General features: G+C 68.4%; 20 protein-coding genes and 2 pseudogenes. 13 read left to right on the top strand and 9 right to left on the bottom strand.

The window, feature by feature from the left end:
* The first annotated feature begins 11 nt into the window (after positions 1-11).
* From BTH_RS01195 to BTH_RS01210, 4 genes are read left to right on the top strand one after another with little or no spacing between them, the layout of a single operon-like run.
* Positions 12-1,517 (top strand): 4-hydroxyphenylacetate 3-hydroxylase family protein, encoded by a 1,506-nt coding sequence (locus BTH_RS01195; protein WP_011400842.1) that lies wholly within the window; start codon positions 12-14, stop codon positions 1,515-1,517.
* A 24-nt stretch (positions 1,518-1,541) separates the two neighbouring features.
* Positions 1,542-3,410, top strand: a complete 1,869-nt coding sequence (gene asnB / locus BTH_RS01200; protein WP_009894950.1) for an asparagine synthase (glutamine-hydrolyzing) — start codon at positions 1,542-1,544, stop codon at positions 3,408-3,410.
* Positions 3,411-3,438: 28 nt separating this feature from the next.
* The gene (locus BTH_RS01205; protein ID WP_009894952.1) at positions 3,439-4,410 is read left to right on the top strand and encodes a quinone oxidoreductase family protein; all 972 of its coding nucleotides are present in this window, start codon (positions 3,439-3,441) and stop codon (positions 4,408-4,410) included.
* A gap of 49 nt (positions 4,411-4,459) precedes the next feature.
* Entirely contained in the window at positions 4,460-5,374 is a 915-nt protein-coding gene (locus BTH_RS01210) for a catecholic dioxygenase (RefSeq protein ID WP_009894954.1), read from the top strand.
* A 58-nt stretch (positions 5,375-5,432) separates the two neighbouring features.
* Here the strand turns inward: BTH_RS01210 and BTH_RS01215 are convergent, their stop codons facing one another.
* Positions 5,433-6,371: a LysR family transcriptional regulator gene (locus tag BTH_RS01215; protein WP_161654586.1), complete on the bottom strand. Its 939-nt coding sequence runs from the start codon at positions 6,369-6,371 to the stop codon at positions 5,433-5,435.
* Between the two features lie 1,208 nt (positions 6,372-7,579).
* Here BTH_RS01215 and BTH_RS01220 point away from each other — a divergent pair.
* The 5 genes from BTH_RS01220 to BTH_RS01245 all read left to right on the top strand — a co-directional run bounded on the left by BTH_RS01220 (position 7,580) and on the right by BTH_RS01245 (position 11,932).
* Entirely contained in the window at positions 7,580-7,963 is a 384-nt protein-coding gene (locus tag BTH_RS01220; RefSeq protein WP_308411109.1) for a PAAR-like domain-containing protein, read from the top strand.
* A gap of 57 nt (positions 7,964-8,020) precedes the next feature.
* Positions 8,021-8,209, top strand: a complete 189-nt coding sequence (locus BTH_RS01225) for a hypothetical protein (RefSeq protein WP_009894960.1) — start codon at positions 8,021-8,023, stop codon at positions 8,207-8,209.
* 553 nt (positions 8,210-8,762) lie between these two features.
* The gene (pdhA, locus tag BTH_RS01235) at positions 8,763-9,851 is read left to right on the top strand and encodes a pyruvate dehydrogenase (acetyl-transferring) E1 component subunit alpha (RefSeq protein ID WP_009894974.1); all 1,089 of its coding nucleotides are present in this window, start codon (positions 8,763-8,765) and stop codon (positions 9,849-9,851) included.
* Entirely contained in the window at positions 9,844-10,824 is a 981-nt protein-coding gene (locus BTH_RS01240) for an alpha-ketoacid dehydrogenase subunit beta (RefSeq protein ID WP_009894976.1), read from the top strand. The genes pdhA and BTH_RS01240 overlap by 8 nt, the downstream gene beginning before the upstream one ends.
* A gap of 4 nt (positions 10,825-10,828) precedes the next feature.
* On the top strand, positions 10,829-11,932 hold the full coding sequence (locus BTH_RS01245; protein ID WP_009894978.1) for a dihydrolipoamide acetyltransferase family protein: 1,104 nt from the start codon (positions 10,829-10,831) through the stop codon (positions 11,930-11,932).
* Between the two features lie 87 nt (positions 11,933-12,019).
* On the opposite strand, the pseudogene BTH_RS34875 reads toward BTH_RS01245, so the two are convergent.
* From BTH_RS34875 to BTH_RS01260, 4 genes and pseudogenes are all read right to left on the bottom strand, one after another.
* Positions 12,020-12,166, bottom strand: a pseudogene (locus tag BTH_RS34875) (LysR family transcriptional regulator); the annotation flags it as partial.
* Between the two features lie 14 nt (positions 12,167-12,180).
* Positions 12,181-12,606, bottom strand: a pseudogene (locus BTH_RS34880) (alpha-hydroxy-acid oxidizing protein); the annotation flags it as partial.
* Between the two features lie 108 nt (positions 12,607-12,714).
* Entirely contained in the window at positions 12,715-14,040 is a 1,326-nt protein-coding gene (locus BTH_RS01255) for an MFS transporter (protein WP_025992058.1), read from the bottom strand.
* A gap of 442 nt (positions 14,041-14,482) precedes the next feature.
* Positions 14,483-15,121 (bottom strand): hydrolase, encoded by a 639-nt coding sequence (locus BTH_RS01260; RefSeq protein ID WP_009894986.1) that lies wholly within the window; start codon positions 15,119-15,121, stop codon positions 14,483-14,485.
* Between the two features lie 511 nt (positions 15,122-15,632).
* Here BTH_RS01260 and BTH_RS01265 point away from each other — a divergent pair.
* Complete coding sequence (locus tag BTH_RS01265; RefSeq protein ID WP_009894988.1) at positions 15,633-16,526, top strand: LysR substrate-binding domain-containing protein; 894 nt, start codon at positions 15,633-15,635, stop codon at positions 16,524-16,526.
* Between the two features lie 287 nt (positions 16,527-16,813).
* Here BTH_RS01265 and BTH_RS01270 read toward each other — a convergent pair whose 3' ends face one another.
* The gene (locus tag BTH_RS01270; protein ID WP_009894990.1) at positions 16,814-17,767 is read right to left on the bottom strand and encodes a LysR substrate-binding domain-containing protein; all 954 of its coding nucleotides are present in this window, start codon (positions 17,765-17,767) and stop codon (positions 16,814-16,816) included.
* A 90-nt stretch (positions 17,768-17,857) separates the two neighbouring features.
* Between BTH_RS01270 and BTH_RS01275 the strand changes: the two genes are divergently transcribed.
* Entirely contained in the window at positions 17,858-19,192 is a 1,335-nt protein-coding gene (locus tag BTH_RS01275) for a D-serine ammonia-lyase (protein WP_009894992.1), read from the top strand.
* 259 nt (positions 19,193-19,451) lie between these two features.
* Here BTH_RS01275 and BTH_RS01280 read toward each other — a convergent pair whose 3' ends face one another.
* The gene (locus BTH_RS01280) at positions 19,452-20,348 is read right to left on the bottom strand and encodes a LysR substrate-binding domain-containing protein (protein WP_011400849.1); all 897 of its coding nucleotides are present in this window, start codon (positions 20,346-20,348) and stop codon (positions 19,452-19,454) included.
* A gap of 203 nt (positions 20,349-20,551) precedes the next feature.
* On the opposite strand from BTH_RS01280, the gene BTH_RS01285 reads away from it, so the two are divergent.
* A complete protein-coding gene (locus BTH_RS01285; RefSeq protein WP_009894996.1) occupies positions 20,552-21,256 on the top strand; it encodes an SDR family oxidoreductase in 705 nt (234 codons plus the stop codon).
* Positions 21,257-21,507: 251 nt separating this feature from the next.
* Positions 21,508-23,505 carry a DUF3857 domain-containing protein gene (locus tag BTH_RS01290; RefSeq protein WP_009894998.1) on the top strand — a complete coding sequence of 666 codons (1,998 nt, stop codon included), beginning with the start codon at positions 21,508-21,510 and terminating at the stop codon, positions 23,503-23,505.
* On the opposite strand, the gene tagH is transcribed toward BTH_RS01290, so the two are convergent.
* Positions 23,481-24,926 (bottom strand): type VI secretion system-associated FHA domain protein TagH, encoded by a 1,446-nt coding sequence (tagH, locus tag BTH_RS01295; protein ID WP_009895000.1) that lies wholly within the window; start codon positions 24,924-24,926, stop codon positions 23,481-23,483. The genes BTH_RS01290 and tagH overlap by 25 nt on opposite strands.
* A gap of 54 nt (positions 24,927-24,980) precedes the next feature.
* Positions 24,981-25,379, bottom strand: a complete 399-nt coding sequence (locus BTH_RS01300; protein ID WP_009907141.1) for a TssQ family T6SS-associated lipoprotein — start codon at positions 25,377-25,379, stop codon at positions 24,981-24,983.
* Positions 25,380-26,021: the final 642 nt, after the last annotated feature.

A 26,021-nucleotide genomic window follows, 5' to 3' on the forward strand; every position in this document is an offset into this window, starting at 1 on the left:
GAGGAACGATCATGACGTTGATGACGGGAAACGACTATCTCGACAGCCTGCGCGACGGGCGCAACGTGTATCTCGGCGGCGAACGGATCGCCGACGTCACGTCGCACCGCGCGTTTCGCAACGCGGCGCGCAGCATCGCTTCGCTGTACGACGCATTGCACGGCGAGCATCGCGAGCGGCTGACCGCGCCCGACAGGCACGGGCAGATCACGCACCGCTTCTTCAAGCCGAGCGAATCGGCCGACGATCTGCTCGCCGCGCAGGACGCGATCGAGCTGTGGTCGAGGATGACCTACGGCTTCATGGGCCGCACGCCCGACTACAAGGCGGCGTTCATGTCGGGGCTCGAGGCGGGCGCCGACTATTACGGCGACTTTCGCCGCAACGCGGCCGACTGGTACAAGCGCTTCGCGGGCAGCGGCCTGTATCTGAATCACGCGATCATCAATCCGCCGCTCGATCGCAGCAAGGCGATCCACGACATGCGCGACGTGTTCGTGCACGTCGTCGGCGAGACCGACAGCGGGATCGTCGTGAGCGGCGTGAAGATGCTCGCGACAGCGGGCGCGCTCACCAACGCGACGTTCGTCGCGCCCGTCGCATCGGCGCTGCTCGAGCCCGGCAAGGCCGACGATTTCGCCGTCGTGTTCTTCGCGCGGATGGATAACCCGGGCCTGAGCCTGATGTGCCGGCCCTCGTACGAAGCGGCCGCGACGAGCCCGTTCGACGCGCCGCTGTCGAGCCGCTTCGACGAGAACGACGGCGTGTTGATCTTCGATCGCGCGTTGATTCCGTGGGAAGACGTGCTCGTCTATCGCGACGTGAAGCGCGCCACGGGCTTCTATGCGGCGTCGGGCTTCGCGAATCTCTACAACTTCCAGTCGGGAATCCGGCTCGCGGTGAAGCTCGAATTGATGATCGGCCTGCTGTCGCTCGGCACGCAAGCGAACGGCACCCAATCGTTTCGCGGCATTCAGGCGGCGCTCGGCGAGCTGATCGCGCTATGGCACCTGCTGAAGACGATCACGTCCGCGATGGCGCGCGATCCCGAGCGCGCGCCGAGCGGCGTCGTCGTGCCGAAGCTCCAGTATGCGAGCGCGCTGCGCATTCAGGTGCCGCAGATCTGGAAGCGCGTGCGCGAGTTGATGGAGACCGCGCTCGGCGGCTCGCCGCTCGTCACCGTGTCCGGCGCGGCCGATCTGCTCGATCCGCAGGTGAAGGGGCTGATCGACGCGTACTACCGCGGCGCGGCGCTCGAACCGGCGCAGCGGATCAAGCTCTTCAAGCTGATCTGGGATGCAACCGGCAGCGAGTTCGGCTCGCGTCATTCGGTCTACGAAACGCATTACTCCGGCAACTTCGACCAGATCCGGCTCGACTCGCTGACATGGGCGACCCGGTCCGGCCAGCTCGCCGACTGCGAGGCGTTCGCGCGGCACTGCATGGACGACTACGACGCGTCGGGCTGGCTGCGAGGCCCGTGGCAGCACGGCCGAAGCACGCCGCTCGAACCCTGACATTTTCATTTTCGAGGAGCAATCATGTGCGGCATCACCGGATGGATCGATTTCTCCCGCGATCTGCGCAACGAAGCGCCGATCGTCGGCACGATGACCGATACGCTCGCGCGCCGCGGGCCCGATGCGCGCGGCGTGTGGCTCGACACGCACGCCGCGCTGGGGCACCGGCGGCTGTCGATCATCGATCTCGAGCGCGGCGCGCAGCCGATGCTCACGCCCGAGCGCGGGCCGCGCGGCTTGCCGCGCGCGGTCATCTCGTATGCGGGCGAGACCTACAACTTCCGTGAACTGCGGGCCGAGCTGGGCGCGCTCGGCCACCGGTTCGACACGCACTGCGACACCGAGGTCGTGCTGCGCGCGTATCTCGAATGGGGCGCGGCGTTCGTCGATCGCCTCAACGGGATGTACTCGATCGCGATCTGGGACACGGCGCGCGACGAGTTGCTGCTCGTGCGCGACCGGCTCGGCGTGAAGCCGCTGTTCTATTATCCGACGGCGGACGGCGTGATCTTCGGCTCCGAGCCGAAGGCGATCCTCGCGCATCCGGACGTGCGCGCGCGCACGTCGTCGGAGGGGTTGTGCGACGCGCTGCTGTTCCTGCGCACGCCGGGGCAGGTGCCGTTCTCCGGGATGCGCGAGGTGAAACCCGGCCATCTGCTGCGCGTGCGGCGCGGCGGCCTCGTCGAGGAACGCTATTGGGCGCTCGAAGCGCGCCCGCACACGGACGACTTGCCGACGACGATCGCGACGATCCGCGCGTTGCTCGACGACATCGTGTCGCGCCAGATGATCTCCGACGTGCCGCTGTGCGCGCTGCTGTCGGGCGGCGTCGATTCGAGCACCGTCGCCGCGCTCGCGCAGAAGCAGCGGCGCGCGAACGGCGGCGGCGCGCTGGCGACGTTCTGCGTCGATTTCACCGGCCACACGCGGAACTTCCGCGCCGATCCGATCCGGCCCACCGCCGATGCGCCGTTCGCGCTGGAAGTCGCTCGGCACATCGGCAGCGACCATCACACGATCGAGCTGGACCAGGCGGGGCTGCTCGATCCTCAGGTACGCGAAACGGTGCTGCGCGCGTGGGACTTGCCGTTCAACTTCGCCGATCTCGACGTTTCGCTGTACCGCCTGTTCGCCGAGGTCCGCCAGCATGCGAGCGTCGCGCTGTCCGGCGAGGCGGCCGACGAGATCTTCGGCGGCTACCTGTGGTTCTCCGATCCCGTCGCGCGCCGCGCGCAGACCTTTCCGTGGCTCAAGCTGGGCGCGCATCGCGGGCTCGATCCGCGCGCGCTGTTTCACCGGGCTTTCATCGACGAGCTGAAACTCGGCGAATACGAAGCGCAGCTCTATCGCGCGGCGCTCGCCGAGGTGCCGCGTCTCGACGGCGAGAGCGCGGAGGACCGCCGCACGCGCGAGCTGCACTATCTGACGCTCACGCGCTGGCTGCCGGTGCTGCTCGACAAGAAAGACCGGATGGGGATGGCGAGCGGCCTGGAAGGACGCGTGCCGTTTTGCGATCACCGGCTCGTCGAGTACGTGTTCAACATCCCGTGGTCGATGAAGACGTTCAGCGGCCAGGAGAAGGCGTTGCTGCGCGCGGCGGCGGCCGACCTGCTGCCCGATTCGGTGCTGAGCCGCAAAAAGGCCGCGTATCCGTCGATTCAGACGCCGGGCTACGACCGCGGCCTGATCGAGCGGCTGAATCGCGCGATCGCGGCCGGCCGCGCGCCGCTCGAGCCTTTCATCGACGCCGGCGCGTTGCGCAACCTGACCGCGAAGACCGCCACCGGCAGCCTTTCGGAATTCGAACGAATCCTGCTGGAGTCGAGCAGCCGGCTCAACGACTGGCTCGACCTCTATCGTGTCGAGCTCGACGGCGTGCCGGCGGGCTGATCCCTTGACGAACTTCTGGAGCGAACTGATGCAAGCAATCGAAATCCGCGAGACGGGCGGCCCCGACGTTCTCGAATACGTGACGCGCGCCGGACGCGAGCCGGGCGAAGGCGAACTGCTCGTCGAGCTCGCCGCGGCGGGGGTGAACTTCATCGATCTGTATCGCCGCGAGGGCCGCTATCCGATGCCGCTGCCCGGCACGCCGGGCGAAGAAGGCGCGGGGTGCGTGATCGCGGTCGGGCCGAACGTCACGCGGTTCAAGCCGGGCGATCGCGTCGCGTGGACGACCGTGATGGGCAGCTATGCGACGCGCGTGATCGTGCCTGAGGACAAGGCGATCGCCGTGCCGGACGGCATCGATCTGCAGACGGCCGCCGCCGCGCTCGTGCAGGGAATGACCGCGCACTATCTCGTCAACGATTCGTACCGTGCGCGCGAGGGCGACGTCGTGCTCGTTCACGCGGCGGCGGGCGGCGTCGGGCTGCTGCTCACGCAATGGCTGAAACGGCGCGGCGTGCGGGTGATCGGCACCGTCTCGAGCGCCGGGAAGGCGGCGCTCGCGCGCAGCAACGGCGCGGACGACGTGCTTCTTCATCGCGCCACGGACGATCTTGCCGCCGAGGTGCGCCGGCTGACGGACGGCAAAGGCGTGCACGCGGTGTACGACGGCGTTGGCGCGGCGACGTTCGACGCGAGCCTCGCGAGCCTCAGGATGCGCGGCACGCTCGTGATCTTCGGCGGCGCGAGCGGCCCGGTGCCGCCCGTCGACGTGATGCGGCTCCTGTGGGGCGGCTCGCTCACGCTGACGCGTCCGTATCTCGAGCACTTCCGCGCGACCGTCGAAGAATTCCTGTGGCGTGCCGGCGAAGTGTTCGACGGCGTCCTGGACGGCTCGCTGAAGATCCGGATTGGCGGCACGTATCCGCTTGCCGAAGCGCGCCGCGCGCATGCTGATCTCGCGGCCCGCCGCACGACCGGCAAGCTGCTGCTCGTGCCGTGACACCCCTTCGTTCGCACGCTCACCCACTCATCGAACAGGATGCCTATTCATGGGAAAGATCATCGGTGCCGGCCTGATTTCGCACGCGCCCGTCGTGATGATGCCGCGGGCCGTGCGCCTGCGCGAAAACGACGGCCGGGACTTCACGCTCGCGACCGGCCTCGCGCGATTGCGGCGCGAAGTGTTCGACGCGCACGACTACGATACGGTGCTCGTTCTCGACAGCCACTGGCGAACGACGACCGAGGCGGTCGTCACCGCGCACGCGCGGCGCACGGGCCGCTTCACGTCGGACGAGATGCCGAACGCGATCAGGCAACTGCCGTACGATCTGGCGGGCGACCCCGAGCTCGCGCGCGCGATTGCCGAGTTGGCGACGCGGCGCGCGTGCTGGATCGCCGCGGTCGACGATCCGTGCCTGCCGATTCATTACGCGACGCTCAATCCGTGGACCTATCTCGGCCGTCCCGACAAACGCTGGATTTCGATGTCCGTGTGCCAGACCGCGACGACCGACGATTTCCTGCGGATGGGCGAGATCGTCGCGCAGGCGATCTCGCGGCTCGATCGCAACGTGCTGCTGGTCGCTTCGGGCGGGCTGTCGCACGCGTTCTGGCCGCTCGCCGAACTGCGTCGCCGGATGGCGGGCGCCGCGTCGAACATCGTGACGCCCGCCGCGCGCGCGGCCGACGAGCGGCGGATCGCGTGGCTCGAACAAGGGCGGCACGATCGGGTGATCGATGCGATGTCGGAATTCCTGCGCTTCGATCCGGAGGCGAACTTCGGCCACTATCTGATGATGGCGGGCGCGATCGGCGCGCGCGCGTGCGCGGCGCGAGCGCGCCGCTTCAGCGAGTATGAGAACGGCATCGGCACCGGGCATGTTCATCTGTGGTTCGGTCCCGTCGACGGTGGATGGACGCGGGCTGAAACGCGGGCTGAGCGAGAAGCGGCGCGCGCGTGATCGCCGCGATGCGCGGGCGGCGTTCGACGCCGCCCGCGCAGCCGGCCGCCATCCGCGGCTAGGTCGGAGCCGCGCCCGCCCGCGAGTGCTCGCCGGACAGGCCGGCCAGATACGCCTGGACCGCCGAGAGAAACAGGCGCTCGCGAACCGACGCCTGCCGCGGCGACGTGCGGAACGCATAGATGCCGCCCTTCGGCATCGTCCACGTCGGCAGCAGCCGGTGCAGACGCCCCTCCCGCAAGTCCTCGGCCACCAGATAATCGGGAAACGCGCTGATGCCCGCGCCCGCGAGCGCCATCTGATGCGCGAGCAGCACGCTCTTCACTTTCAGCCGCCCGCTGGTCTGGACCCGTACCGATCGGCCCTCGTTGCCGAACACCGAATAGCTGAGATTGGCGAGCCCGCCGTGCCCGATCCAGTGCGAGCCGGGCAGATCGTCCGGATGCCTCGGCACCGCATGCTTGCGCGAATACTCGGGCGACGCGACGAGCATCTGATCGAACGCGCCGAGCATCTTCATCCGGAAGCCTTTTTTCTTCGGCCAGCCCGTCTCGAATGCGAGATCGACGCGCTCGCCGACCAAATCGATTTCATCGTCGTTGCAAACGATTTCGAGCTCGATCTGCGGATGCTGATGGATGAACGTCGCGGCGATCGAGCTTAGATGCGCGGTGGAAAAGCCGCTCGGCGCCGCGACGCGCAACAGGCCCGTCGATTCGTGACGCAGGCGGCGGATGCTGCCGATCACGTCGTACAGGCCGCTCACGAACTCCTGCGATGCCGAATACAGTTTATTGCCGGCATCGGTCGGCGCAATCCGGCGGGTGCTGCGCATCACCAGCTGCGTGTCGATTTCGGCTTCGAGCCGGCTCAGGTATTCGCTGACCAGCGACTTCGACATGCTCAGGCACTCCGCCGCCGCAGTGAAACTGCCCTTCTCGACAATCGCCATGAAAACGCGCAGGTGATTCAAATTTCTTATCCCCACCTCGGACATATTTCCCACCTCAAGAACGGTCATGTTTCGAAATTCCGAGCGGCGCTTGCCCTTTCGCTGACGAAGCGCCGATGTCGCGCGGGCGCTGCATCGCGATTCGGCGACATGAGCCCGGTGCTGGGTATGGATCTGGACGATGGCTGTTGCGTCGCATGCGGAAGGTGACGACAGGGTGTATCGCGGGGCGGGCGCGACGTCGGGCAGGCGGGGAATGCGCGCGCCCCGCGGCCGATCCGCTCGGCGCGGATCGCGGGCGCCGACGCGGCGGGGCGCGGCGACCGCCGGGTTCGCTTTCCTTCGCGTGCGCGAATCCGAAACCGGTCCCGGGCGAGCCGGCACGCGTCGCAGTTCCTGTTTTTCATGTGCGGTAATCGGTTCATCGGCAAGGCAATACGGTGCAGCAGCACTCCGATCAGCGGAAATCAATGCGCTCTCACATGCGCTTTACAACCATCGCCGTCAGTATTCCATAGCCGACTTAAGATCTTAATAAAATAATGGTAAATAATCTTATCCGATCCGATTCCGATGCTGCACGGGAAGCTCACGAAAAGTGACAAACGGGCTTGAGTGCGAATCCATTCATTATTTCGACTTCATTCGGCGGGCTTATGCGGCGAGCGGTGTTTGCGCGTGCCGCGCGCGACGTCGGCACGGTGCCTGCGATCATGGATGTCGATCGGCCTGCGCCGGAGCCGGAAACGCAGGCGTGGCGCGGCGGGCGCGCTGTCGAGACGCGATGCGGACGTTATCGCGTACGGGCGTGGATACCGTCACGGAATCGGATGAAAAGCGACGATTTTCGGCAAGAAAATGCTTGAAACGGATGGAAGCCGATGAAGATCGGTATTAATGGAATAAATGAGTGTGGATGGTTTTTTGGTGGCGATAGACGAATATCGTTTGAAGTCAAGTTACTCTAAGGTTACTAACTGACAAAATCCAATATCGCGATTGCGACATACGGGATGCTAATCACCGGATGAAGCGATTCACTCGGCGATGGCGCCGTCGCTCGTATCGACGGCGATGCAACGCGATCCGTTGCCGGCGCAAGCGATGACATCGCCCCAAATAGTCGCGCGATGCCGGCATGGAGGATACGGATGCGCGAACTTGGCGAAACCGGGCGGCGTTGCCGAGCGTCCGCCGCGCGACGCCGCACGGCGGCCGGCATGCCGCGTTCTCCTGATCCTGACGATCCATTCGTGCGGCTGGCCGCCGGAAGGGCCGATCGCCGCGTCATGCTTGTCGCGAATACATCGAGTGTTCGCATCGCTGCAATCCGAGCGCCCGCTGCTCCGCGCGGCCAGCGTGCCTATTTTCCGAACGTCATCCATCTCTTCGTGGGCGGCGGGCCGGTTCACAACGTCGCGACGATCATCCCGGCGTCGAGCCGCGACAGCGGCGGATCGATGGGCGGCGTCGCGTCGCAGACCGTGTCCGGAAACCCGCGCAACCCGCAGGGCGCGTCGAAAACGCTGGTTGCCGGCATGCCGATCACGCGGATGACCGATCCGACTCAGCAGAACAACAACAATGCGACCGGTTCGGGCAGCTCGCCGAGCCTGACGATCGTGCTGAATCTGTGATTCGCCGAACCGCGCGCACGCGATTCGGTTCGACGGGCGCGGGCAGCGCGGGGACGCATGCGGGTGACGCCGCATGCAAACGTCGAACCCGGCGCGTACGCCGGGGCGGCGGCGTCCTCGGCCCTCGGGCGTCGCATCGCGGGCGTCGTCGTCGCCGAGGCGCGCAAAACGCCATGCTCGGCGCGCGGCGATCGTGAATCCGCCAGGAAAGAAGCGCCGTGCGAAGGATTTCCCGCGGCGATCTGACCAAAATTGACAGACGTTTCGCGCGGAATCGTCTAACTTTTAAGTCGGAAAGGCTATTCGACGTCCGGCCTTTTCCGATCTCGAGAAAATGCAGCAATCGGCCCATGTTGTATGGTTGATCGACCTGCCGCACTGCGTCATGACTGTCGCGGCGCGGCGGGTCAATTTTTCCGGTTGACTGCTTCGCCGGTCACGTCATCCGAACCGATCGGCACGAGCGAATCCCGAAATGCGCAAGCCGCATCTTTCCCCGCGAGCGCGCGCCCGCCGAATCCGCGGCCGACCGCGTGCAAACCCCTCCCTTTGCCGCCGATCCGATTGCCTAAAATCCAGTTACGTGCGGCGCGATGCCGATCGCATTGACGCGAACGCGTCCGGCGGCGCGCGCGCTCGAATGCCGGCGCGCGTCAATGGTCGGCGCAATCGCCTCGGTGCGCCGCGCGGCGTTCGGGCGGCGAATCGAAGGAAACCGGGCGGAGCACGCCGCGTCCGGCGTTCGCGTCAAACGGCGTTCGATCGATAGTTCGGCATCCAGAAAAACGGGGGGCCCGCGATGACCACGATCGCCAGCTTCGACATCGATTACACGCAATACCTCGGCCCGGACGGCGAGCCGGTACAGTCGCTGCCCGCGTTCGCGCAGGACGCGGCGGCGCTGCTGCCGCTCTATCGCGCGATGGTGCTGACGCGCGCGTTCGACACGAAAGCGGTCGCGCTGCAGCGCACCGGCAAGATCGGCACGTTCGCGTCGTCGATCGGGCAAGAGGCGATCGGCGTGGGCGTGGCGAGCGCGATGCGCGCCGACGACGTGCTGTTTCCGTCGTATCGCGATCACGCGGCGCAGTTCCTGCGCGGCGTGACGATGACGGAAAGCCTGCTGTATTGGGGCGGCGACGAGCGCGGCAGCGATTTCGCGGCCGCGCGGCTGGATTTTCCGAACTGCGTGCCGATCGGCACGCAGGTGTGCCATGCGGCGGGCGCCGCGTATGCGTTCGCGCTGCGCGGCGAAGCGCGCGTCGCCGTGGCGATGCTCGGCGACGGCGGCACGTCGAAGGGCGACTTCTACGAAGCGATGAACCTCGCGGGCGCGTGGCGCGCGCCGCTCGTCATCGTCGTCAACAACAACCAGTGGGCGATCTCGTTGCCGCGCGCGCGGCAGACCGCCGCGCGCACGCTCGCGCAAAAGGCGATCGCAGCCGGCATCGAAGGGCGGCAGATCGACGGCAACGATGTGGTCGCGGTGCGGCAGGCGGTGGGCGAAGCGATCGAGCGCGCGCGGGGCGGCGGCGGCCCGGCGCTCGTCGAGGCGCTCAGCTACCGGCTCGGCGATCACACGACGGCGGACGACGCAACGCGCTATCGCGATGCCGATGCGGTCGGCAAGCAATGGGAATTGGAGCCGCTGCTGCGGCTGCGCAAGCATCTGATGCGCCGCAACGTCTGGGACGATGCGCGGGACGAAGCGCTCGGCAAGGCGTGCCACGCGCAGGTCGACGAAGCGGTGCGCGCCTACCTCGCGGTGCCGCAGCCGGACACGTCGGCGATGTTCGATCATCTGTACGCGAGCCTGCCGCATGCGATGCGGGAACAGTTGGCGACGGCGCTCGCGTTCGCGCCGGCCGCGGAGCTTCATCATGGCTGAGCTGAACCTCGTCGAAGCCGTGAATCTCGCGCTCGCGTACGAGCTCGCGCACGATCCGTCCGTCGTGCTGCTCGGCGAGGACATCGGCGCGAACGGCGGCGTGTTTCGCGCGACCGTCGACTTGCAGGCGCGCTTCGGCGCGCAGCGCGTGATCGACACGCCGCTCGCGGAAACGGCGATCGCGGGCGCCGCGATCGGCATGGCGGCGATGGGGCTGCGGCCCGTCGCCGAAATTCAGTTCACCGGCTTCGTTTATCCGGCGATCGATCACGTGCTCAACCACGCGTCGCGGCTGCGCCATCGCACGCGCGGGCGTCTGTCGTGCCCGCTCGTGATCCGCGCGCCGTGCGGCGCGGGCATTCACGCGCCCGAGCATCACTCGGAGAGCCCCGAGGCGCTGTTCGCGCATATTCCGGGCCTGCGCGTCGTGATTCCGTCGACGCCCGCGCGCGCATACGGGCTGCTGCTCGCGGCGATTCGCGATCCGGACCCGGTGATGTTCTTCGAGCCGTCGCGGCTGTATCGCCTGTTCAGGCAGCCCGTCGAAGACAACGGCGAAGCGCTGCCGCTCGACACGTGCTTCACGCTGCGCGACGGCGCCGACGTCACGCTCGTCAGCTGGGGCGCGGCGCTGCAGGAGGTGCAGGCGGCCGCCGATCAGCTTGCGCAGGACGGCGTGACGGCCGAAGTGATCGACGTCGCGACGCTCAAGCCGCTCGACGCCGATACGATCGTCGCGTCGGTGTCGAAGACGGGGCGCTGCGTGATCGTCCACGAGGCGCCGCGCACGGCGGGCTTCGGCGCGGAAATCGCCGCGCTCGTCGCCGAGCGCTGCCTGTATTCGCTGCTCGCGCCCGTGCAGCGCGTGACGGGCTACGACATCGTCGTGCCGCTCTTCCGGCTCGAAAGCCAGTACATGCCGAGCGTCGCGCGGATCGTCGATGCGGCCAGGAAAACGCTGGAGGCGGCGTGACGACATGAAGATCTTCAAATTGCCCGATCTCGGCGAAGGCCTGCAGGAAGCGGAGATCGTCGAATGGCACGTCAAGGCGGGCGACACGATCGACGCGGACCGGCCGCTCGTGTCCGTCGAAACCGCGAAGGCGATCGTCGAGATTCCGTCGCCGCAATCTGGCCGCGTCGCGAAGCTGTTCGGGCAGCCGGGCGACATCGTTCACCTCGGCGCGCCGCTCGTCGCGTTCGAAGGCGAAGGCGGCGGGGAGGATGCGGGGACGGTGGTCGGCCGCATGACGGTGGGCGAGCACGTCGTGCAAGAGCCGCCCACGGCGCTCGGCGCGGGTGCCGGCGCGCTCAAGGCGATCCCGGCGGTGCGCGCGCTCGCGCGCAAGCTCGACGTCGATCTGGCGATGGTGACGCCGTCCGGCGCGGACGGCGTGATCACCGCGGCGGACGTGCAGCGCGTCGCGAAGGTGCTGGCCGAGCTCGGGCCGCCCGAAGTGCTGCGCGGCGTGCGGCGCGCGATGGCGCAGAACATGGCGCGCGCGCAAAGCGAGGTGGCCGCGGCGACCGTGATCGACGACGCCGACATCCACGCGTGGCCCGCGGGCGCGGACGTGACGATGCGCCTCGTCCGCGCGCTCGTCGCCGGCTGCCGCGCGGAGCCCGGGCTCAATGCGTGGTTCGACGGGCAGGCGGGGCGGCGGCACGTCGTCGCGAAGATCGACGTCGGCATCGCGGTCGATCTGCCGGACGGCCTCTTCGTGCCGGTGCTGCGCGACGTCGCGCATCGCGACGCCGCCGACCTGCGCCGCGGGCTCGACCGGATGCGCGCCGACATCCGCGCGCGCAGGATTCCGCCCGACGAACTGCGCGGCAACACGATCACGCTGTCGAACTTCGGGATGATCGGCGGCAAGTACGCGGCGCCCGTCGTCGTGCCGCCGACCGTCGCGATTCTCGGCGCGGGGCGCGTGCACGACGCGGTCGTCGCCGCGGACGGCGCGCCGGCCGTGCATCGGGTGCTGCCGCTCAGCCTGACGTTCGATCATCGCGTCGTCACGGGCGGCGAGGCGGCGCGCTTTCTCGCGGCGGCGATCGCGGATCTGCAGCTCGCGCAATAGCCGGCGGCGGGCGCATGCGCGCGCTCGAGCGCGGCGCGCGCGGCCGGCGTGACCAGTGCGGCGCGCCGCGCGCGAACCGGCAACGCGTCACGCCGAGGCCGCGGCACGCTCGCGCAACCACTGATGCGCGGGATCGCGATGCGAGCGCTCGTGCCGGTGCATCGGCATCCGGAGGCCGGGCGCGTCGATCGGCCGCTCGACGACTTGCGGCGCGCGGCTGTCGCGCACGCGCCGCTTGCTGAAGAGCGCGCGGCGACGCCATAGAGGAACGCGCGGCCGATCATCGTGCCGCGCGCGCCGAGCGCGACCGCCTTCAGCACGTCCTGGCCCGTGCGCACGCCGCCGTCGAGCCACACTTCGGCGCGCCTGCCGGCCGCGTCGACGACGGCGGGCAATGCCTCGACCGACGACATCGCGCCGTCCAACTGGCGGCCGCCGTGGTTCGATACAACGCGCGCATCCGCGCCCGCATCGACCGCGCGGATCGCGTCGTCCGGATCGAGCACGCCCTTGACGATCAGCTTGCCGCCCCACCGCAGCCGGACCCATTCGACGTCGCGCCAGCCAATCGTCGGATCGAACTGCTCGCGCGTCCACGAATCGAGCGACGACATGTCGGTCACGCCCTTCACGTGCCCGACGATGTTGCCGAAATGGCGGCGGCGAGCGCGCGCGCGTGATTTCGCGATACCGAGGAAGCCGGGCGCAGGCGGCCGTGCGTCATGCGGCGAAGGACGCAGCCGCCCGGACGCCGCGCGCGCGCCGCCGCATGCCGCGCGGGCTCACGAATTCGCCGCGAGCGCATGCGGCGCGGTTGCGCCCGGCTTGCGGCGATACCGCCCAAGCCCGACGATGCCGACGAGCGACACGAATGACAGCAGCGAGAAGAACAGCGCGAGCGGCAGCCATTCGCCCCGAAAGCGCTGCGCGATCATCGTGCCGACGAGCGGCGTGGTGCCGCCCGCGACGAGCGCGCACAGCTGGTACGCGATCGAGATGCCCGAATAGCGCACGCGCGTCGGGAACGCGGCCGTCATGAAGCCGGCGATCACCGCGTAGACCGCGGACAGCGTGACGACCGCGAACGCGATGCCCGCGACGATCGCGGCCGGATCGTGCGTGCGCACGAGGACGAACATCGGATACGGCGTGAGCATCGACAGCAGCGCCGCGCAGGTCAGAAAGCGCGTTTCGCCGACGCGTTGCGCGATCAGCGCCGAGACGGGCTGCGACAGCAGCTGGATGATCGTGACCGCGAACAGGCAATCGAGGATGAGCGATTTCGACATCCCGAGATACGTCGTCACGTACGAGATCATGAACGTGTTCGTGAAGAAGAAGCCGGCGGAGCCGATCGTCGTCGCGGCCGAGGCGAGCACGATCGGATACCACGCGGTGCGCAGCGCCTCGGCGACCGGAAATCTGGCGACCGCGCGGCTGTCGCGCATGCGCTCGAACTCCGGCGATTCGTTGACGCCGAGCCGGACCGCCAGCCCGATCAGCAGCAGCACGAAGCTCGCGAGAAACGGCAGGCGCCAGCCCCATGCGACGAAGCTGCCGTGATCGAGCGACGTGACGCAGCGGAACGCGAGCAGCGACAGGATCAGCCCGGCCGGGCTGCCCATCTGCGGAAACGACGCGAAGAACGTCCTGCGCGCGGCGCTCGCGTGCTCGCTCGCCATCAGCACCGCGCCGCCCCATTCGCCGCCCACGGCGATGCCCTGGAGGATGCGCAGCAGCACGAGCAGCGCGGGCGCCCAGACGCCGATCGTCGCGTAACCGGGCAACAGGCCGATGCCGGTCGTCGCGATTCCCATCAGGAACATCGTCAGGACGAGCATTTTCTTGCGGCCGATCCGGTCGCCGAGATGGCCGAACACCGCGCCGCTCAGCGGGCGCGCGACGAAGCCGACGAAGAACGTCGCGAACGACGCCATCGTGCTGACGAAGCGGTTGCCGCTCGGGAAGAACACGTCGCCGAGCACGAGCGCGGCTGCGGTGGCGTACGTGTAGTAATCGTAGAACTCGACGGTGGTGCCGATGAAGGCGGCCAGCGCGGCGCGCACGGGTTGGGGCTGGTGGGGCGTGCGGGGCGTCGGGGTTGGCATGGGCGGTCCTTTGGGTTCGGATGCTGCGTGATGCCGGGGCTTCGGGATGGTTGGGGGCGGCGCGGGCGGCGGAAGCGGTGAGTCGTTTTGTCGTCGCTTCGCGTCGCCTCGACTGTCGCCGGATTGCCTTCGTTCAATCCTGTTTTCTGATGCGAATCGCTGTTGAGGCATGTGTGCGGCGTGCGCGTCGATGGCCGATTGAGCAAGGCGGCATGGCGCGCGGCGGCGCGCCCGTCGCTGTCGTGGCATTCGAGCGGATGGATGCGCCTGCTCGCGCGGCGTCCGCTGGGAGCAGCCGTGCGCCGTGCGCGCAGAGATTGACCGAATCGGGCCGCGTGCGGGTAGCTACAGGCGATCGGAGGTGGAAAAGTTTCTGTCCCGCGCATTCGGCGGGCGTTGCGGCCGCGCGCGGACGGGTGCAACCGGCCGCGCGCGGGACACGTCAGTTCTTCTCGTACGCGAACTGGATGCCGGCCGTGCCGCCGGTTTCGATGAACAGGTTCATGAACGCCGGTACGGTTTCGCTGCGTGCCCAGTCGCGCTGAAGCTCGCAGAACAGTTGGGCGACGCTGATCATCTTGCCGCCCGCCTGTTCGATGCGGCGCAGCGCGGCTTCGTGCGCCGCGACGGACGTGCCGCCGACAGCATCGACGACGACGTATACCTCGTAGCCGGCCTTCAGGGCGTCGAGCGCCGGGAACGTCAGGCAGGCCTCCGTCCAGAGCGCCGTCATGATCAACTTCTTGCGGCCCGTTGCCTCGACCGCCTGACGGAATTCGACGTCTTCCCACGAGTTGATGCTCGTGCGATCGTAGGTCGGGTAATCGCCAAGCACCGCGCGCAGTTGCGGGACGGGCGGCTTGTTCAGGCCGGTCTTCACGTTGACCGTCGAATGGACGATCGGCAGCTTGTATGCGACCGCGGCCTTCGCGGCCCCCACGATGTTGTCGAGCAGCAGTTGACGATCCATCGACGCGATCGAATTCACCTGGACCGGCTGGTAATCGATGATGACGAATGCCGCGTTCAACGGTGTGAGCAGGTGATCGCTTGCGGGGTCGCGAATGGGTTCGCTCGCCATGGTGGCCTCCAGAAACAGTGCAAGAAGTGGACAACGCGTCCCGATGGTCGATGCTTGGCGCATCCCCGCAGCGTCGGGACAATCGCTGCGGCGGTTCATCTCCGGCTGCCGCGAACTTCCGACTCCGGTCGTGCGGCGGGCGCAGGCCGCAAGCCCGGTCAATCCGTCCGGCGGGCGATGCGCGGGCCGGCGTCGCGCTTCGGCGCCGGCGATCCGTTCGAGCCGGCCTCGAGGCGCGCGGTCGGGATCGCCGCCCGATCGAAGTGCTTCGCTGGATCGGTTCGTGCCGACAGGTTCGGGACGCCTCCGGGGCAATGTCGCGCGCGAGCGAAAGCGGCCCGGTGTGGCGATCCGTCGGAGCCCCGCGGCGTTCTGCTCGTCAAGGCCGCCGTCCGGCACGCTCATATGACTGCGCGACGGGGCCGATCGGCACGAACCAAAATCCTATTCGTGCAACAAGCCGGTTTCCAGTCCCGTAAAATGCCTTCAGTGTTCTATGCGTGGAACAATCATGGATGATCTGAACGATCTCTATTATTTTGTGAAGGTGGTCGAGCACGGGGGATTCACTCAGGCCGGGCGGGCGCTGGGCGTGCCGAAGTCGACGCTGAGCCGGCGTATCGCGGCGCTGGAGGCGCAATACGATGTGCGGCTGTTGCAGCGGACAACGCGTCATTTCACCGTCACGGAAACCGGGCGCGAGTTTTACGATCGCTGCCTCGGCGTGCTGGTGGAAGCCGAGGCGGCGCGCGAGGTCATAGAGCGCAAGCACGCCGAGCCGCAGGGCATCGTCAGCCTCAGTTGCCCGACGGCGCTGCTCGAGTATCGCGTCAGCGGCCTGGTGGCGCGATTCATGGCCATTCATCCGAAGGTGCAGGTGCACCTGGAAGCCACGAACCGCCGCGTCGACCTGCTGAGCGAAGGCATCGATCTCGCACTCCGCGTGCGCTTCCCTCCGCTGGAAGACAGCGGCCTTGTCATGCGGGTCCTCGGCGACAGCCCGCAGCGGCTGGTGGCGGCTCCTCACTTGCTGGGCGGGCGTGATTTGCCGACGTCCCCTGACGAGCTGGCGGGTGTCCCGAGCGTCGACTGGGGGCCGCCACGGCACCACCTATGGCAATTGGTGGGGCCGCAGGGCGTGGAAGCGCAATTGCGCCATCACCCCCGTTTCATCACGGACGACATGCATGCGCTGCGCGATGCAGCTCTACATGGCGTCGGCATCGCGCAACTGCCGTGCATGGTTGTCGAGGATGACTTGCGCGACGGCACCCTTGTCGACGTCCTGCCGGGCTGGGTGCCCAAGGGAGGCGTGATCCATGCGGTATTCCCGTCCCGGCGCGGCCTTCTGCCGCGTGTGCGCTTGCTGATCGACTTTCTGGCGGCCCATATCCAGAAGGACTGACGTGGGCGATTCCCGCGGGCCTGCCTCATCGCTTCCGCATTCCGAGAGCCGGTTCAAAGGGACGTCGCTCGATGCCGGCCGGCTCCGACGAGGCTGCCCTCGGGACAGCGAAGCAGACCGAAGGACGATGACGTGGCGGCCGGCGAGCGGTCGCTTGCCGGCCAGGCGCCGTCATTGACTCAGATGAACTGTTCGACATCCAGGAGGCCGCTTTGCTCCTCGAGGCGTGCGCGCAAGAGGGAACTGGACGATCGCGTCATTCTCTTTCCGTATCGAAAGGCATCGGCTCAAGCCGCGGGCGCGCGCGCGGCCGCCGTGTGTCGCCTCGCCGCATAATCGTCCGATTCAGCCCGCAGCCAGTCGACGAACATCTTGACCCGCGCATCTTCCGGCTGCGCGCAAATCGCCTTGTATTGCGCGGGAGCGGGCACGCGACATCCGAGCACGTTGACGAGCCGGCCGCGCGCGATTTCGTCGTTGACGAGCGCTTCCCGGCACACCACCACGCCTTGCCCGGCAACCGCCGCTCCGATCGCGAGACTCGCCAGATTGAACTCCGGCCCCCGCAACTCCCCCGCATAACCCGGCACGACGGCATCGAGCCACGTCCGCCATTCGACGTACCGCGGCGCATCCGGCCACGCCGATGCATCGTGCAGCGGCACGACGCTCGATATCCATTTCGCCGTCGCGCGCGGCGGATGCCGGCCGAGATACGCGGGCGCGGCGGCCGCGACGAGATACTCGTCGAACAGCGGCTCGACGTGCAGCGCGCGGTAGTCGAACGGGTCCCAGCGAATCGCGACGTCGATGTCGTCCGCGCGCATCGTCTCGCGGTCGATCGCGTGAAACTCCGCTCGCAGCCGCACCGGCGTCTGCGGATGCAGCCGATGAAATTCGCTCAGCCTCGGCATCAGCCATTGCAGCGCGAACGACGGCAGGCAGCTCACCTGCAACGGCGCGTCGGGCGCGCTCAGTTGCCGCAGCGTCCGGCCGAGCGAACCGAACGCCGTCGCGGTCGCTTCGTACAGCACGCTGCCCTTCGGCGTCAGCGCGAGCCCGCGCGCATGGCGCACGAACAGCGGGTAGCCGAGGCGCGCTTCGAGCTGGCGGATCTGCTGGCTGATCGCGCTTTGCGTCAGATGCAGCGCGCCGGCCGCTTTCGTGAAGCTGCCGAGCCGGCCCGCCGCCTCGAAGCAGCGCAGCGCGCCGAGCAGCGGCGCATCGAGCTTGATATCCATTAGCGTGACTTATGCATTTGCAAGAATTGATCGCTTCATCGTGCCGCTCGTGGGTCGTACGATAAGCGCTTCTTTATCGCATTTTATTTCATGCTCATGCACGACGTCCGACCGCTTCCGCTAGATCCCAATCTATTAGCCATACTTCAGGCTGGCTCGCCGACGCTGTGGCTCAATCCGCATCAGGGCGAGCCGCTGCCGGACTTCGCGCCGACCGCCGCCGATCTCGCCGAAGCCGGCGCGCGCCTGCACCGCTGCGCGGGCTTGCTGGCCGAGCTGTTTCCCGAACTGCGGCCGTTGGGCGGGCGCATCGCGTCGCCGTTGCAGCCGGCCGAGCCGTTGAAGCGCGCCGATCACGCGCAAGCGGGCGCGTGGTTCGTCAAGCGCGACGACGCGTTGCCGGTTGCGGGGTCGATCAAGGCGCGCGGCGGTTTTCATGAGGTGCTCGCGCTCGCCGAGTCGATCGCCGAACGGCATGGCCTCGTCAGCGCCGGCGCCGACCGGCGCGCGCTCGCGAGCGGCGAAGCGCACGCGCTGTTCGCGCGTCATACGGTGATGGTCGGCAGCACCGGCAATCTCGGCTTGAGCATCGGGATGCTCGCGTCGGCGCTCGGGTTCCGGACCGTCGTGCACATGTCCGCCGATGCGAAGGCGTGGAAGAGGGCGCGCCTGCGCACGCGCGGCGTGGACGTGGTCGAACACGCGGGCGACTACGCAAAGGCGGTCGACGCCGGGCGGCGTCAGGCCGCCGGGATGCCGCGCTGTCATTTCGTCGACGACGAAGGCTCGCGGATGCTGTTTCTCGGCTACGCGACGGCCGCCGCCGAACTCGCCGCGCAGCTCGCGCAGGCGGGCCGCCCGGTCGACGCGCGCCATCCGCTGTTCGTCCACCTTCCATGCGGCGTCGGCGGCGCGCCGGGCGGCATCGCGTACGGGCTGAAAGCGCGGTACGGCGAGCACGTGCATGTGTTCGTGGCCGAGCCCACCGCGTCGCCTTGCGTGCTCGTGCAGCTCGCGAGCGGCGGCGCGCATCCGGTTTCCGTCTACGACGTCGGCCTCGACAATCGGACCGAGGCGGACGGGCTGGCGGTCGCGCAGGCGTCGCATCTCGCCGGTCCGCTGTTGCGCGCGCAAGCGGCGGGCGTGTTCACGGTCGACGATCGTCAGTTGTTCGCGCATCTGCTCGACGCGCGCGAGCGGCTGGGCATCGATCTCGAGCCGTCCGCGGCGGCGGCGTTCGGCGGCCCGGCGTGGCTCGCGGGATCGGAGGCGGGGCGCGCCTATCTGCGCGGCCGCGGAATCGTTCCGGAGGCGGCGACGCACGTGATCTGGGCGACGGGCGGCTCGCTCGTGCCGGCGGAAGAGCATCGGCGCTTCCAGGCGCGGGCGTGCGCGCAGCGGCGGGAGAGCGGCGCGGGCGCGTGAGGGCGCACGAGGATGCGCGAAGGTGAGCGAGGAGGTTCGACGGCGTGTGAAGTCGCGAGGGCGATGGCGGCGCGCGACGCCTGCCGGCAGGTCGATCCGGCGATCCGCGCCGACTCCGGCTCCGGCTCCGGCTCCGACTCCGGCTCCGGCTCCGGCTCCGGCTCCGGCTCCGGCTCCGACTCCGACTCCGACTCCGACTCCGGCGCGGGCGCGGGCGCGGGCGCGGGCGCGGGCGCGGGCGCGGGCGCGAGTGCGTGCGCTACGCGCCGTCGCGCCGCGCCTCGCGGATCAGCCAGGCCTCGGTTTTCGCGATGTCGTCCGGACGCCGCGGCTCGTTCGGATAGACGATGTAATAGCCGATCGACAGCGGCAGCGCGAAATCGAAGAGCCGGCGCAGCCGTCCGGCCTCGATGTCGCGCGCGACGAGCTGATCGCTCGCGAGCGCAACGCCGTGCCCGGCGATCGCCGCGTCGATCGCGAGCGACGACTGATTGAAGCGCGGCCCCTTGGCCGGATCGACGGCGGCGCGCTCGGGCAGCGCGGCGAGAAACTCGGGCCACAGGTCGTGCGCGTCGTGCAGCAGCACCTGTCCGGCGAGATCGCGCGCGCGCGCGCCGGACGGCGCGAGCAGGGCGGGGCTGCAAACCGCATGGATGTCGACCGGAAACAGCAAGCGCGCGACGAGCCCCTTGCCGAACGGCGGCTTGCCGTAGCGAATCGCGAGATCGACGCCGTCGCCCTGAAAGGTCGCGAATTGCGAATCGGCGATCACGCGGATGTCGACGTCCGGATGCTCGTCGCCGAAGCTCGCGAGCCGCGGAATCAGCCAGCGCGACGCGAACGACGGCGTCGTGCTGATCGTGACGCTCGAACGGCGCTTCGCGAGCCGGTCCGTCGCGTCGCCGATCAGGTTCAGCGCGCGGCGCACGTCGGCGAAATAGGCGAGCCCGTCGGCCGTCAGCGCGAGGCCGCGCGGCAGGCGTTCGAACAGTCTCACGCCCAGCGTGTCCTCGAGATGGCGCACCTGTTGCGCGACCGCGCCTTGCGTGACGCCGATCTCGCCGGCCGCCGCGCGGAAGTTCAGATGCCGCGCCGACACCTCGAACGCACGAAGCGCATTCAGCGGCGGCAGGCGGCCGGGCATTCGAGCACGCATGCTGAAACGGAATAAGCGATAAAAGTGATCGAGACAGCAGAAAAACTATCGTCAGACATCAGAAACGATGATTCGACATCACGCAGCGCCGGGCCTAAATTACCACGTCGCGGCCGGCGCGTGGAAGCCACGGCGCACAAGGCATCGAAAGGGACAACGCGCGGCGGCGAGCACGGCTTGCGCCGCATTCGAGGGAGATCGTCATGGCAGGAGAAAAAGTCGCATTGATCACGGCGGCGGGAAAGGGCATCGGCGCGGCGATCGCGCGCGAGCTCGCGTCGGCCGGCTATCGTGTCGCGCTGATGTCGCCGTCGGGCAGCGCGGTCGCGCTCGCGGGCGAGCTGGGCGGCTTCGGGGTTCGCGGCTCGGTCGCCGACGAGGCCGACCTCGACCGGCTCGTGCGCGAGACGCTCGCGCGCTACGGCCGCATCGACGCGGTCGTCAACAACACCGGCCATCCGCCGAAGGGCGACCTGCTGTCGATCGAGGACGCGAGCTGGCACGACGCGCTCGATCTGGTGCTGCTGAACGTCGTTCGGCTGATGCGCCGCGTGACGCCGGTCTTCCAGGCGCAGGGCGGCGGCGCGGCCGTCAACATGTCGAGCTTCGCGGCCGTCGCGCCGGAGCAGCCGATGCCGGTGTCGTCGGTGCTGCGCGCGGCGCTCGGCGCGTGGACGCGCCTGTACGCCGAGCGCTACGCGGCCGACAACATCCGGATGAACGCGGTGCTGCCGGGCTTCGTCGACAGTTGGCCCGAGACGCCCGAGATCGTCGCGCGCATTCCAGCGGGGCGCTTCGGCAGGACGCAGGAGATCGCGAAGACCGTCGCGTTCCTGCTGTCGGACGGCGCGGGGTATGTGACGGGGCAGAGCATTCGCGTCGACGGCGGGATCGTGCGGGCGATGTGAGACGGGCGGCGCATGCCGGCTCGCGCGCCGCGTTCATCGCGGCCCGCCGTGCTCCGCGTTCGACGCGCACGGGCGAGTGTGCCGCAATCGGCCCGCCGCATTCCCGGCGGGCTGCCGCGAGCCGAGACGGCCCGCCTTGACGCGCGCGCGGGCGCGGCCGACACTGGCTCGACCGGCGAACGGGGCAGGCCGTCCGAATCGGCCCCGGTTCGCCACGACGCTTCGCCCTCCATTCGCGCAGGTCCGTTGCGATGTACGTTTTGATCCGATTGTCTTGCGCCGCGTGCTCGAGCCTGTTCATCGGCTGCGCGAGCGCTTCGCCGATCGTGCCCGATTCCGCCGCCGCCGCCGCCGACGCCGCGCCCGCGACCGTCGTCAGCGACGTCCACGTGTTCGTCGTCCAGCGCGACGGCGCGCTCGACGAGCATGACGATTCGACGCTGCGCGCGAACACCGCGAGCGGCATCGACGACGCCGCCCAGCGCTACGTGTGGTTCAACAAGGACATCGACCGCGTCGAGCTGCTGCGCGCCGAGACGATCGACCGCGCGGGCGTCGCGCATCCGGTCGGCCCGGAGGCGGTTCGCGACGTACAGGAGCAGCGCTCCGCCGGCGCGCCGTTCTTCGAGGACGGCGTGCTGCGCTCGGTGATCTTTCCGGGCGTCGATGTGGGCGCGCGCACGCGCCTCGTGTTCCGCAAGTCGCGCACGAAGCCGCGCGATCCCGGCTACTTCAGCTACTTCGCGGTGCCGTCGCGCATGCCCGTCGACGCGCAGCGCCTGATCTTCGATCTGCCCGCCGACATGCCGCTCTACGCGGACGCGCGCGGATACGTCGCACGCGCGCCCGTGACGGAGAACGGCCGCACGCGCTACGAATTCGATTATCGGCACGGCCCGTATCCGCGCATCGAGCGCGGCTCGGTCGGCTACGCGACGTACGGTGACCGGCTGATGGTATCGACGCTGCGCGATTTCGCGGCGTTCGCCGGCCGGTATCGCGCGGCGGCCGTCGACGCGAGCGCGGCCGATCCCGCCGTCGCGCGGCTCGCCGAATCGATCGCCGCGAATGCGAATGCGTCCGGGGCGCGCGCGAAGGCGCGGGCGATCTACGACTGGGTGCGCATGAACGTGCGCTACGTCGCGCTCTTTCTCGGGGAGACCGCGGCCGCGCCGCACAAGGTGACGGACATCCTGCGCAACCGCTACGGCGACTGCAAGGATCATGTCGCGCTGTTCGGCGCGCTGCTCGCGGCGCTCGGCATCCGCAGCGAGCCGGTGCTGCTCAATCTCGGCTCCGTCTACACGCTGCCCGACGTGCCCGGCTACGGCGGCGGCGCGATCAGCCACGCGATCACGTGGCTGCCGGATCTCGGCCTGTTCGCCGATACGACGGTCGGCGGCGTCGAGTTCGGCTATCTGCCGCCCGTCGTGATGGACCGGCCGGCGCTCCTCGTCGACGAGGGCGTGCTGTCGCGCACGCCCGCCGCGCAGCCGCGCGCGCGCGGCACGCGCCTGCGGATCGACGTCGCGCCGAGCGGGGCCGCGCGCTATCAGTATTACGTCGAGGATGGCGGCTGGACCGCCGAGCTCGAGCGCAGCCTGTTCCGGCAGGCGGCGCGCGAGCGCGTGCAGCAGCTCGCGGCCGATCGCCTGCGGCAAAGCGGCTTGCTTGGCACCGCGCAGGTCGGCACGAGCGAGCGCGACGTGACGGGCGGGCCGTTCTCGACGTCGATGACGGGAACGCTCGAGCACTTCGCATGGCCCGACGGCACGACCGCGCTGCCGGCGCTGTCGAGCCTCGCGGGCGGCATCGCGACGCAGGTGCAGGGCTGGCTCGCGGAGCCCGTGCGCACGCAGCCGTGGCTGTGCATCGGCGGCGAGTTCGACGAGCGCGCGCAGATCGCGTTGCCCGACACCATGCGCGTGACCGATCTGCCCGCCGACGCGGCCGTGCACGATCGCTTCTTCGATTACGAATCGCACTATGTGTTCGACGCGGCGGCGCGCGTCGTGCAGATCACGCGGAGCCTGCGCGCGCGCTTCGCGCATCAGGCGTGCTCGCCGGAAGAATTCGACGCGGCGCGCGCGTCGCTCGAGCGCATCGAGCGCGATGCGCTCGCGCAGATCGTCGTGCGCGCGAAGGCGCGCGAAGAGGCCCCAATCGATTCGCAACTCGTCGCCGCCCTTCGCGGCCCTTCGGACTCCGCGCCGGCGAATCCGGATCAGCGCCGGCAGCGCCCGCGATAGTTCTCCACTTCCGCGTCGTAGGCGCAGAGGAACGCCTTGCCGAACACGGACGCGAAATCGTCTTCGATCGCGAACAGCGTGTCGCGATGCGTGGCCACGTAGCGGTCCCACAAGCGCGCCTTGTACAGCACGGGCACGCGCTTCTCGTGCCACCGCGGCTCGGCGTCGCGCTCGCGCAGGCGCTGCGGCGAGAAGCGCGTGAGCAGGTCCATCAGCGCGGCGCGCATGCCGGCCACCATGCCGATCTGATGCGCGTGCAGATCCTGGAACGCGTCGGACACCGCGCTTTGCGGCGTCATGAAGCCCGGCAGCGGCAGCCCGAACATCTGGCGCAGCACCGCGCTGCCGTCCGGCAGCAGCTTCAGCGGATTGTTCTCGCGATCGAGCAGCATCGTCATGTCGGCTTTCACTTCGCGCTTCAGGATGCTGCGCGACGACAGCAGCTCGACCGTGCCGTTCGCGAACAGCGCGAGCAACTGCCCCGCGACGAACAACTGCTCCGCGGACCAATGGTGCCGCTCGGCCGCGGCGTCGAGCCCCGCGCCCTCGAAGAACGCCTGCAGCAGCGTCTCGGGCGTCGCCGGCGTCGATGCGCGCACGCGCGACGGCACGTCGTGCGCGTCGCGCGTCTCGACTGCGTCATTCATATCGTTCGCGTCGCCCGGATGCGCGGGCGGCGCGTCCGAATGCGCGGCGGCGGCCGGCGCGGATTTCGCCGGCTGCACGCGGACGTGCTGCGTCCATTCGGGCGCGTGATCCGATGGCGTGCCGGTTGGCGGCCCGCGGCCGTCGCCTTCTCGCGCGACGCCGGCCTGCGCATCGAGATGGCCTTGCGGCTGCGCGAACAGGTCGAGCGGATCGGTCGATAGCTGATGCAGCTCGCGCGGCGCGGCGCGCGCCGGCGAATCGTGATGGCGCGACGGCGCGGCGCCCGGCCGCTCGCCGGACTTGCCGCTCGCGTCCTGCGTCCTGCCGAGCCCGAAGCGATCGTGCAGCAGGCCCCACAGCTTGTTGCCCGCGCCCCGCGTCTGCGCGTGCGATGCCGATGCCGATGCCGCCGGCGGCGCGGCGGCCGCCGCTTCGATGGTCCGCTCGATCATCGCGTCGTCGGGCTCCGCGCGCAGCAGGTAAGGGCCGATCCGGATGATGTCGCCCATGTTCAGGCGCTGCGCCTGCGCATAGCCGATCGGCACGCGGTTCACCTCGATCGTCGACACGCTGCTCAGGTTCTTCAGCAGGCACGCGTCGTCGGCCACTTGCAGCAGCGCCTGAAGGCGCGAGATTTGCCGCGTGTCGTCGCGCAGCACGAGGTGATTGTCGCTGTCGCGGCCGATCGTGCCGCCCGGCGGGTGAAACACGACGGCGTTGCGGTCGTCGGTGCCGACCGGCTCGCCCGCGTGTTCGATAACGGTCAGTTGCATGTCGATGCGTCGTTCGATGGATGAAGCGTTCGCATGAAAGCCGATTCGATTCGTTCAGGACGACGACGCATGTCTGCGACGCGCGTACTCGAACGCCGGCCCCCAGATCGGATGCCCCTTCTCGGCAGGGGACAGATCGAAGCGCGGATTGAGATCGAGAATTCTCGAGAACTCGGCGCGGCATTGCGTGATGCGCCTCGTCAAGCAATAGCTGAACGCGAGCAGCTTATGCGCGGCGACCTGCGTGTTGACGTCGGCGCCGTCGATCTCGTGCGCACGGCTGCCGAGCAGCGCGATCGCGCGCCGGTAGTCGCCCGCGTCGTATGCGGCGTGCGCGCTGTCGAGCGTCGCCTGCGCGACGGATGGCGTTGGGGAAATCGTGCCCGTGCCGCAGCCGCTCATTCCCGCCAACAAAAAGCCAAGAAAAATGTAAAGCGAAGAGCGGCCTTTCATTCTTGAATCGACGGATATTGGTGGAATGGACGTGGCGTTGCGCCGTGCCGTTCGATTCTAGTTCCCATAATTGGAAATGGATCGCCTGTTACCTTTTGTTTCAACTTGAAACAATACGTCGAATTAAAGTCCGCTTCCGGCCGGGGCTTTGCCTTGTGAAGCGCATCAGTTGAACCTATAGTTCGGTGTGCTTTTTGTTTTCGTCGGTTGTTTTGCAGCGCTCATCCCAGCGAGTAAAAGCTTGTCGTTTATTTGGCGGCATAAAGGGCTTGGCGCGAATCAAGCTCCGCGGCCCTGCCCTCGCGGCAAGTGGGCGCGGGGCGCGGGGCGCGTGGCGGCTACCCGGCCGGCGTTCGCGCGGACCGGATCGGGCGGCCGCGGCGAATCAGACCCCTGGGCGGTGTCAGGCTTTGTCCGGAAGTCACTCAACTGATCGAATTTCCAGCAATTTAAATTCACCCAAAAATTATTGGTGATTTGACCCGTCTTTTATTTAAAAAATGCAGGTTGAAATCACAATGAAAGGACGCGGAAATTACAAATTAATGGGCCTAATCGGGTTCGGTCAGATCGTCACCTTATTTAAATTGGTTCCGGCCTTTTTATTCGGAAAGCCGGCGGGCATGTTATTGCGATGCAAGG

Origin of the sequence: Burkholderia thailandensis E264 (genome assembly GCF_000012365.1) — a bacterium.
Classification (GTDB): Bacteria; Pseudomonadota; Gammaproteobacteria; order Burkholderiales; family Burkholderiaceae; genus Burkholderia; species Burkholderia thailandensis.

What these genes read in the sequence shown, in the direction of transcription:
- BTH_RS01195 (WP_011400842.1), top strand. Translation starts at nt 12, where the DNA reads ATGACGTTGATGACGGGAAACGACTATCTCGACAGCCTGCGCGACGGG.
- asnB (WP_009894950.1), top strand. Translation starts at nt 1,542, where the DNA reads ATGTGCGGCATCACCGGATGGATCGATTTCTCCCGCGATCTGCGCAAC.
- BTH_RS01205 (WP_009894952.1), top strand. Translation starts at nt 3,439, where the DNA reads ATGCAAGCAATCGAAATCCGCGAGACGGGCGGCCCCGACGTTCTCGAA.
- BTH_RS01210 (WP_009894954.1), top strand. Translation starts at nt 4,460, where the DNA reads ATGGGAAAGATCATCGGTGCCGGCCTGATTTCGCACGCGCCCGTCGTG.
- BTH_RS01215 (WP_161654586.1), bottom strand. Translation starts at nt 6,371, where the DNA reads ATGTCCGAGGTGGGGATAAGAAATTTGAATCACCTGCGCGTTTTCATG.
- BTH_RS01225 (WP_009894960.1), top strand. Translation starts at nt 8,021, where the DNA reads ATGCGGGTGACGCCGCATGCAAACGTCGAACCCGGCGCGTACGCCGGG.
- pdhA (WP_009894974.1), top strand. Translation starts at nt 8,763, where the DNA reads ATGACCACGATCGCCAGCTTCGACATCGATTACACGCAATACCTCGGC.
- BTH_RS01240 (WP_009894976.1), top strand. Translation starts at nt 9,844, where the DNA reads ATGGCTGAGCTGAACCTCGTCGAAGCCGTGAATCTCGCGCTCGCGTAC.
- BTH_RS01245 (WP_009894978.1), top strand. Translation starts at nt 10,829, where the DNA reads ATGAAGATCTTCAAATTGCCCGATCTCGGCGAAGGCCTGCAGGAAGCG.
- BTH_RS01255 (WP_025992058.1), bottom strand. Translation starts at nt 14,040, where the DNA reads ATGCCAACCCCGACGCCCCGCACGCCCCACCAGCCCCAACCCGTGCGC.
- BTH_RS01260 (WP_009894986.1), bottom strand. Translation starts at nt 15,121, where the DNA reads ATGGCGAGCGAACCCATTCGCGACCCCGCAAGCGATCACCTGCTCACA.
- BTH_RS01265 (WP_009894988.1), top strand. Translation starts at nt 15,633, where the DNA reads ATGGATGATCTGAACGATCTCTATTATTTTGTGAAGGTGGTCGAGCAC.
- BTH_RS01270 (WP_009894990.1), bottom strand. Translation starts at nt 17,767, where the DNA reads ATGGATATCAAGCTCGATGCGCCGCTGCTCGGCGCGCTGCGCTGCTTC.
- BTH_RS01275 (WP_009894992.1), top strand. Translation starts at nt 17,858, where the DNA reads ATGCTCATGCACGACGTCCGACCGCTTCCGCTAGATCCCAATCTATTA.
- BTH_RS01280 (WP_011400849.1), bottom strand. Translation starts at nt 20,348, where the DNA reads ATGCGTGCTCGAATGCCCGGCCGCCTGCCGCCGCTGAATGCGCTTCGT.
- BTH_RS01285 (WP_009894996.1), top strand. Translation starts at nt 20,552, where the DNA reads ATGGCAGGAGAAAAAGTCGCATTGATCACGGCGGCGGGAAAGGGCATC.
- BTH_RS01290 (WP_009894998.1), top strand. Translation starts at nt 21,508, where the DNA reads ATGTACGTTTTGATCCGATTGTCTTGCGCCGCGTGCTCGAGCCTGTTC.
- tagH (WP_009895000.1), bottom strand. Translation starts at nt 24,926, where the DNA reads ATGCAACTGACCGTTATCGAACACGCGGGCGAGCCGGTCGGCACCGAC.
- BTH_RS01300 (WP_009907141.1), bottom strand. Translation starts at nt 25,379, where the DNA reads ATGAAAGGCCGCTCTTCGCTTTACATTTTTCTTGGCTTTTTGTTGGCG.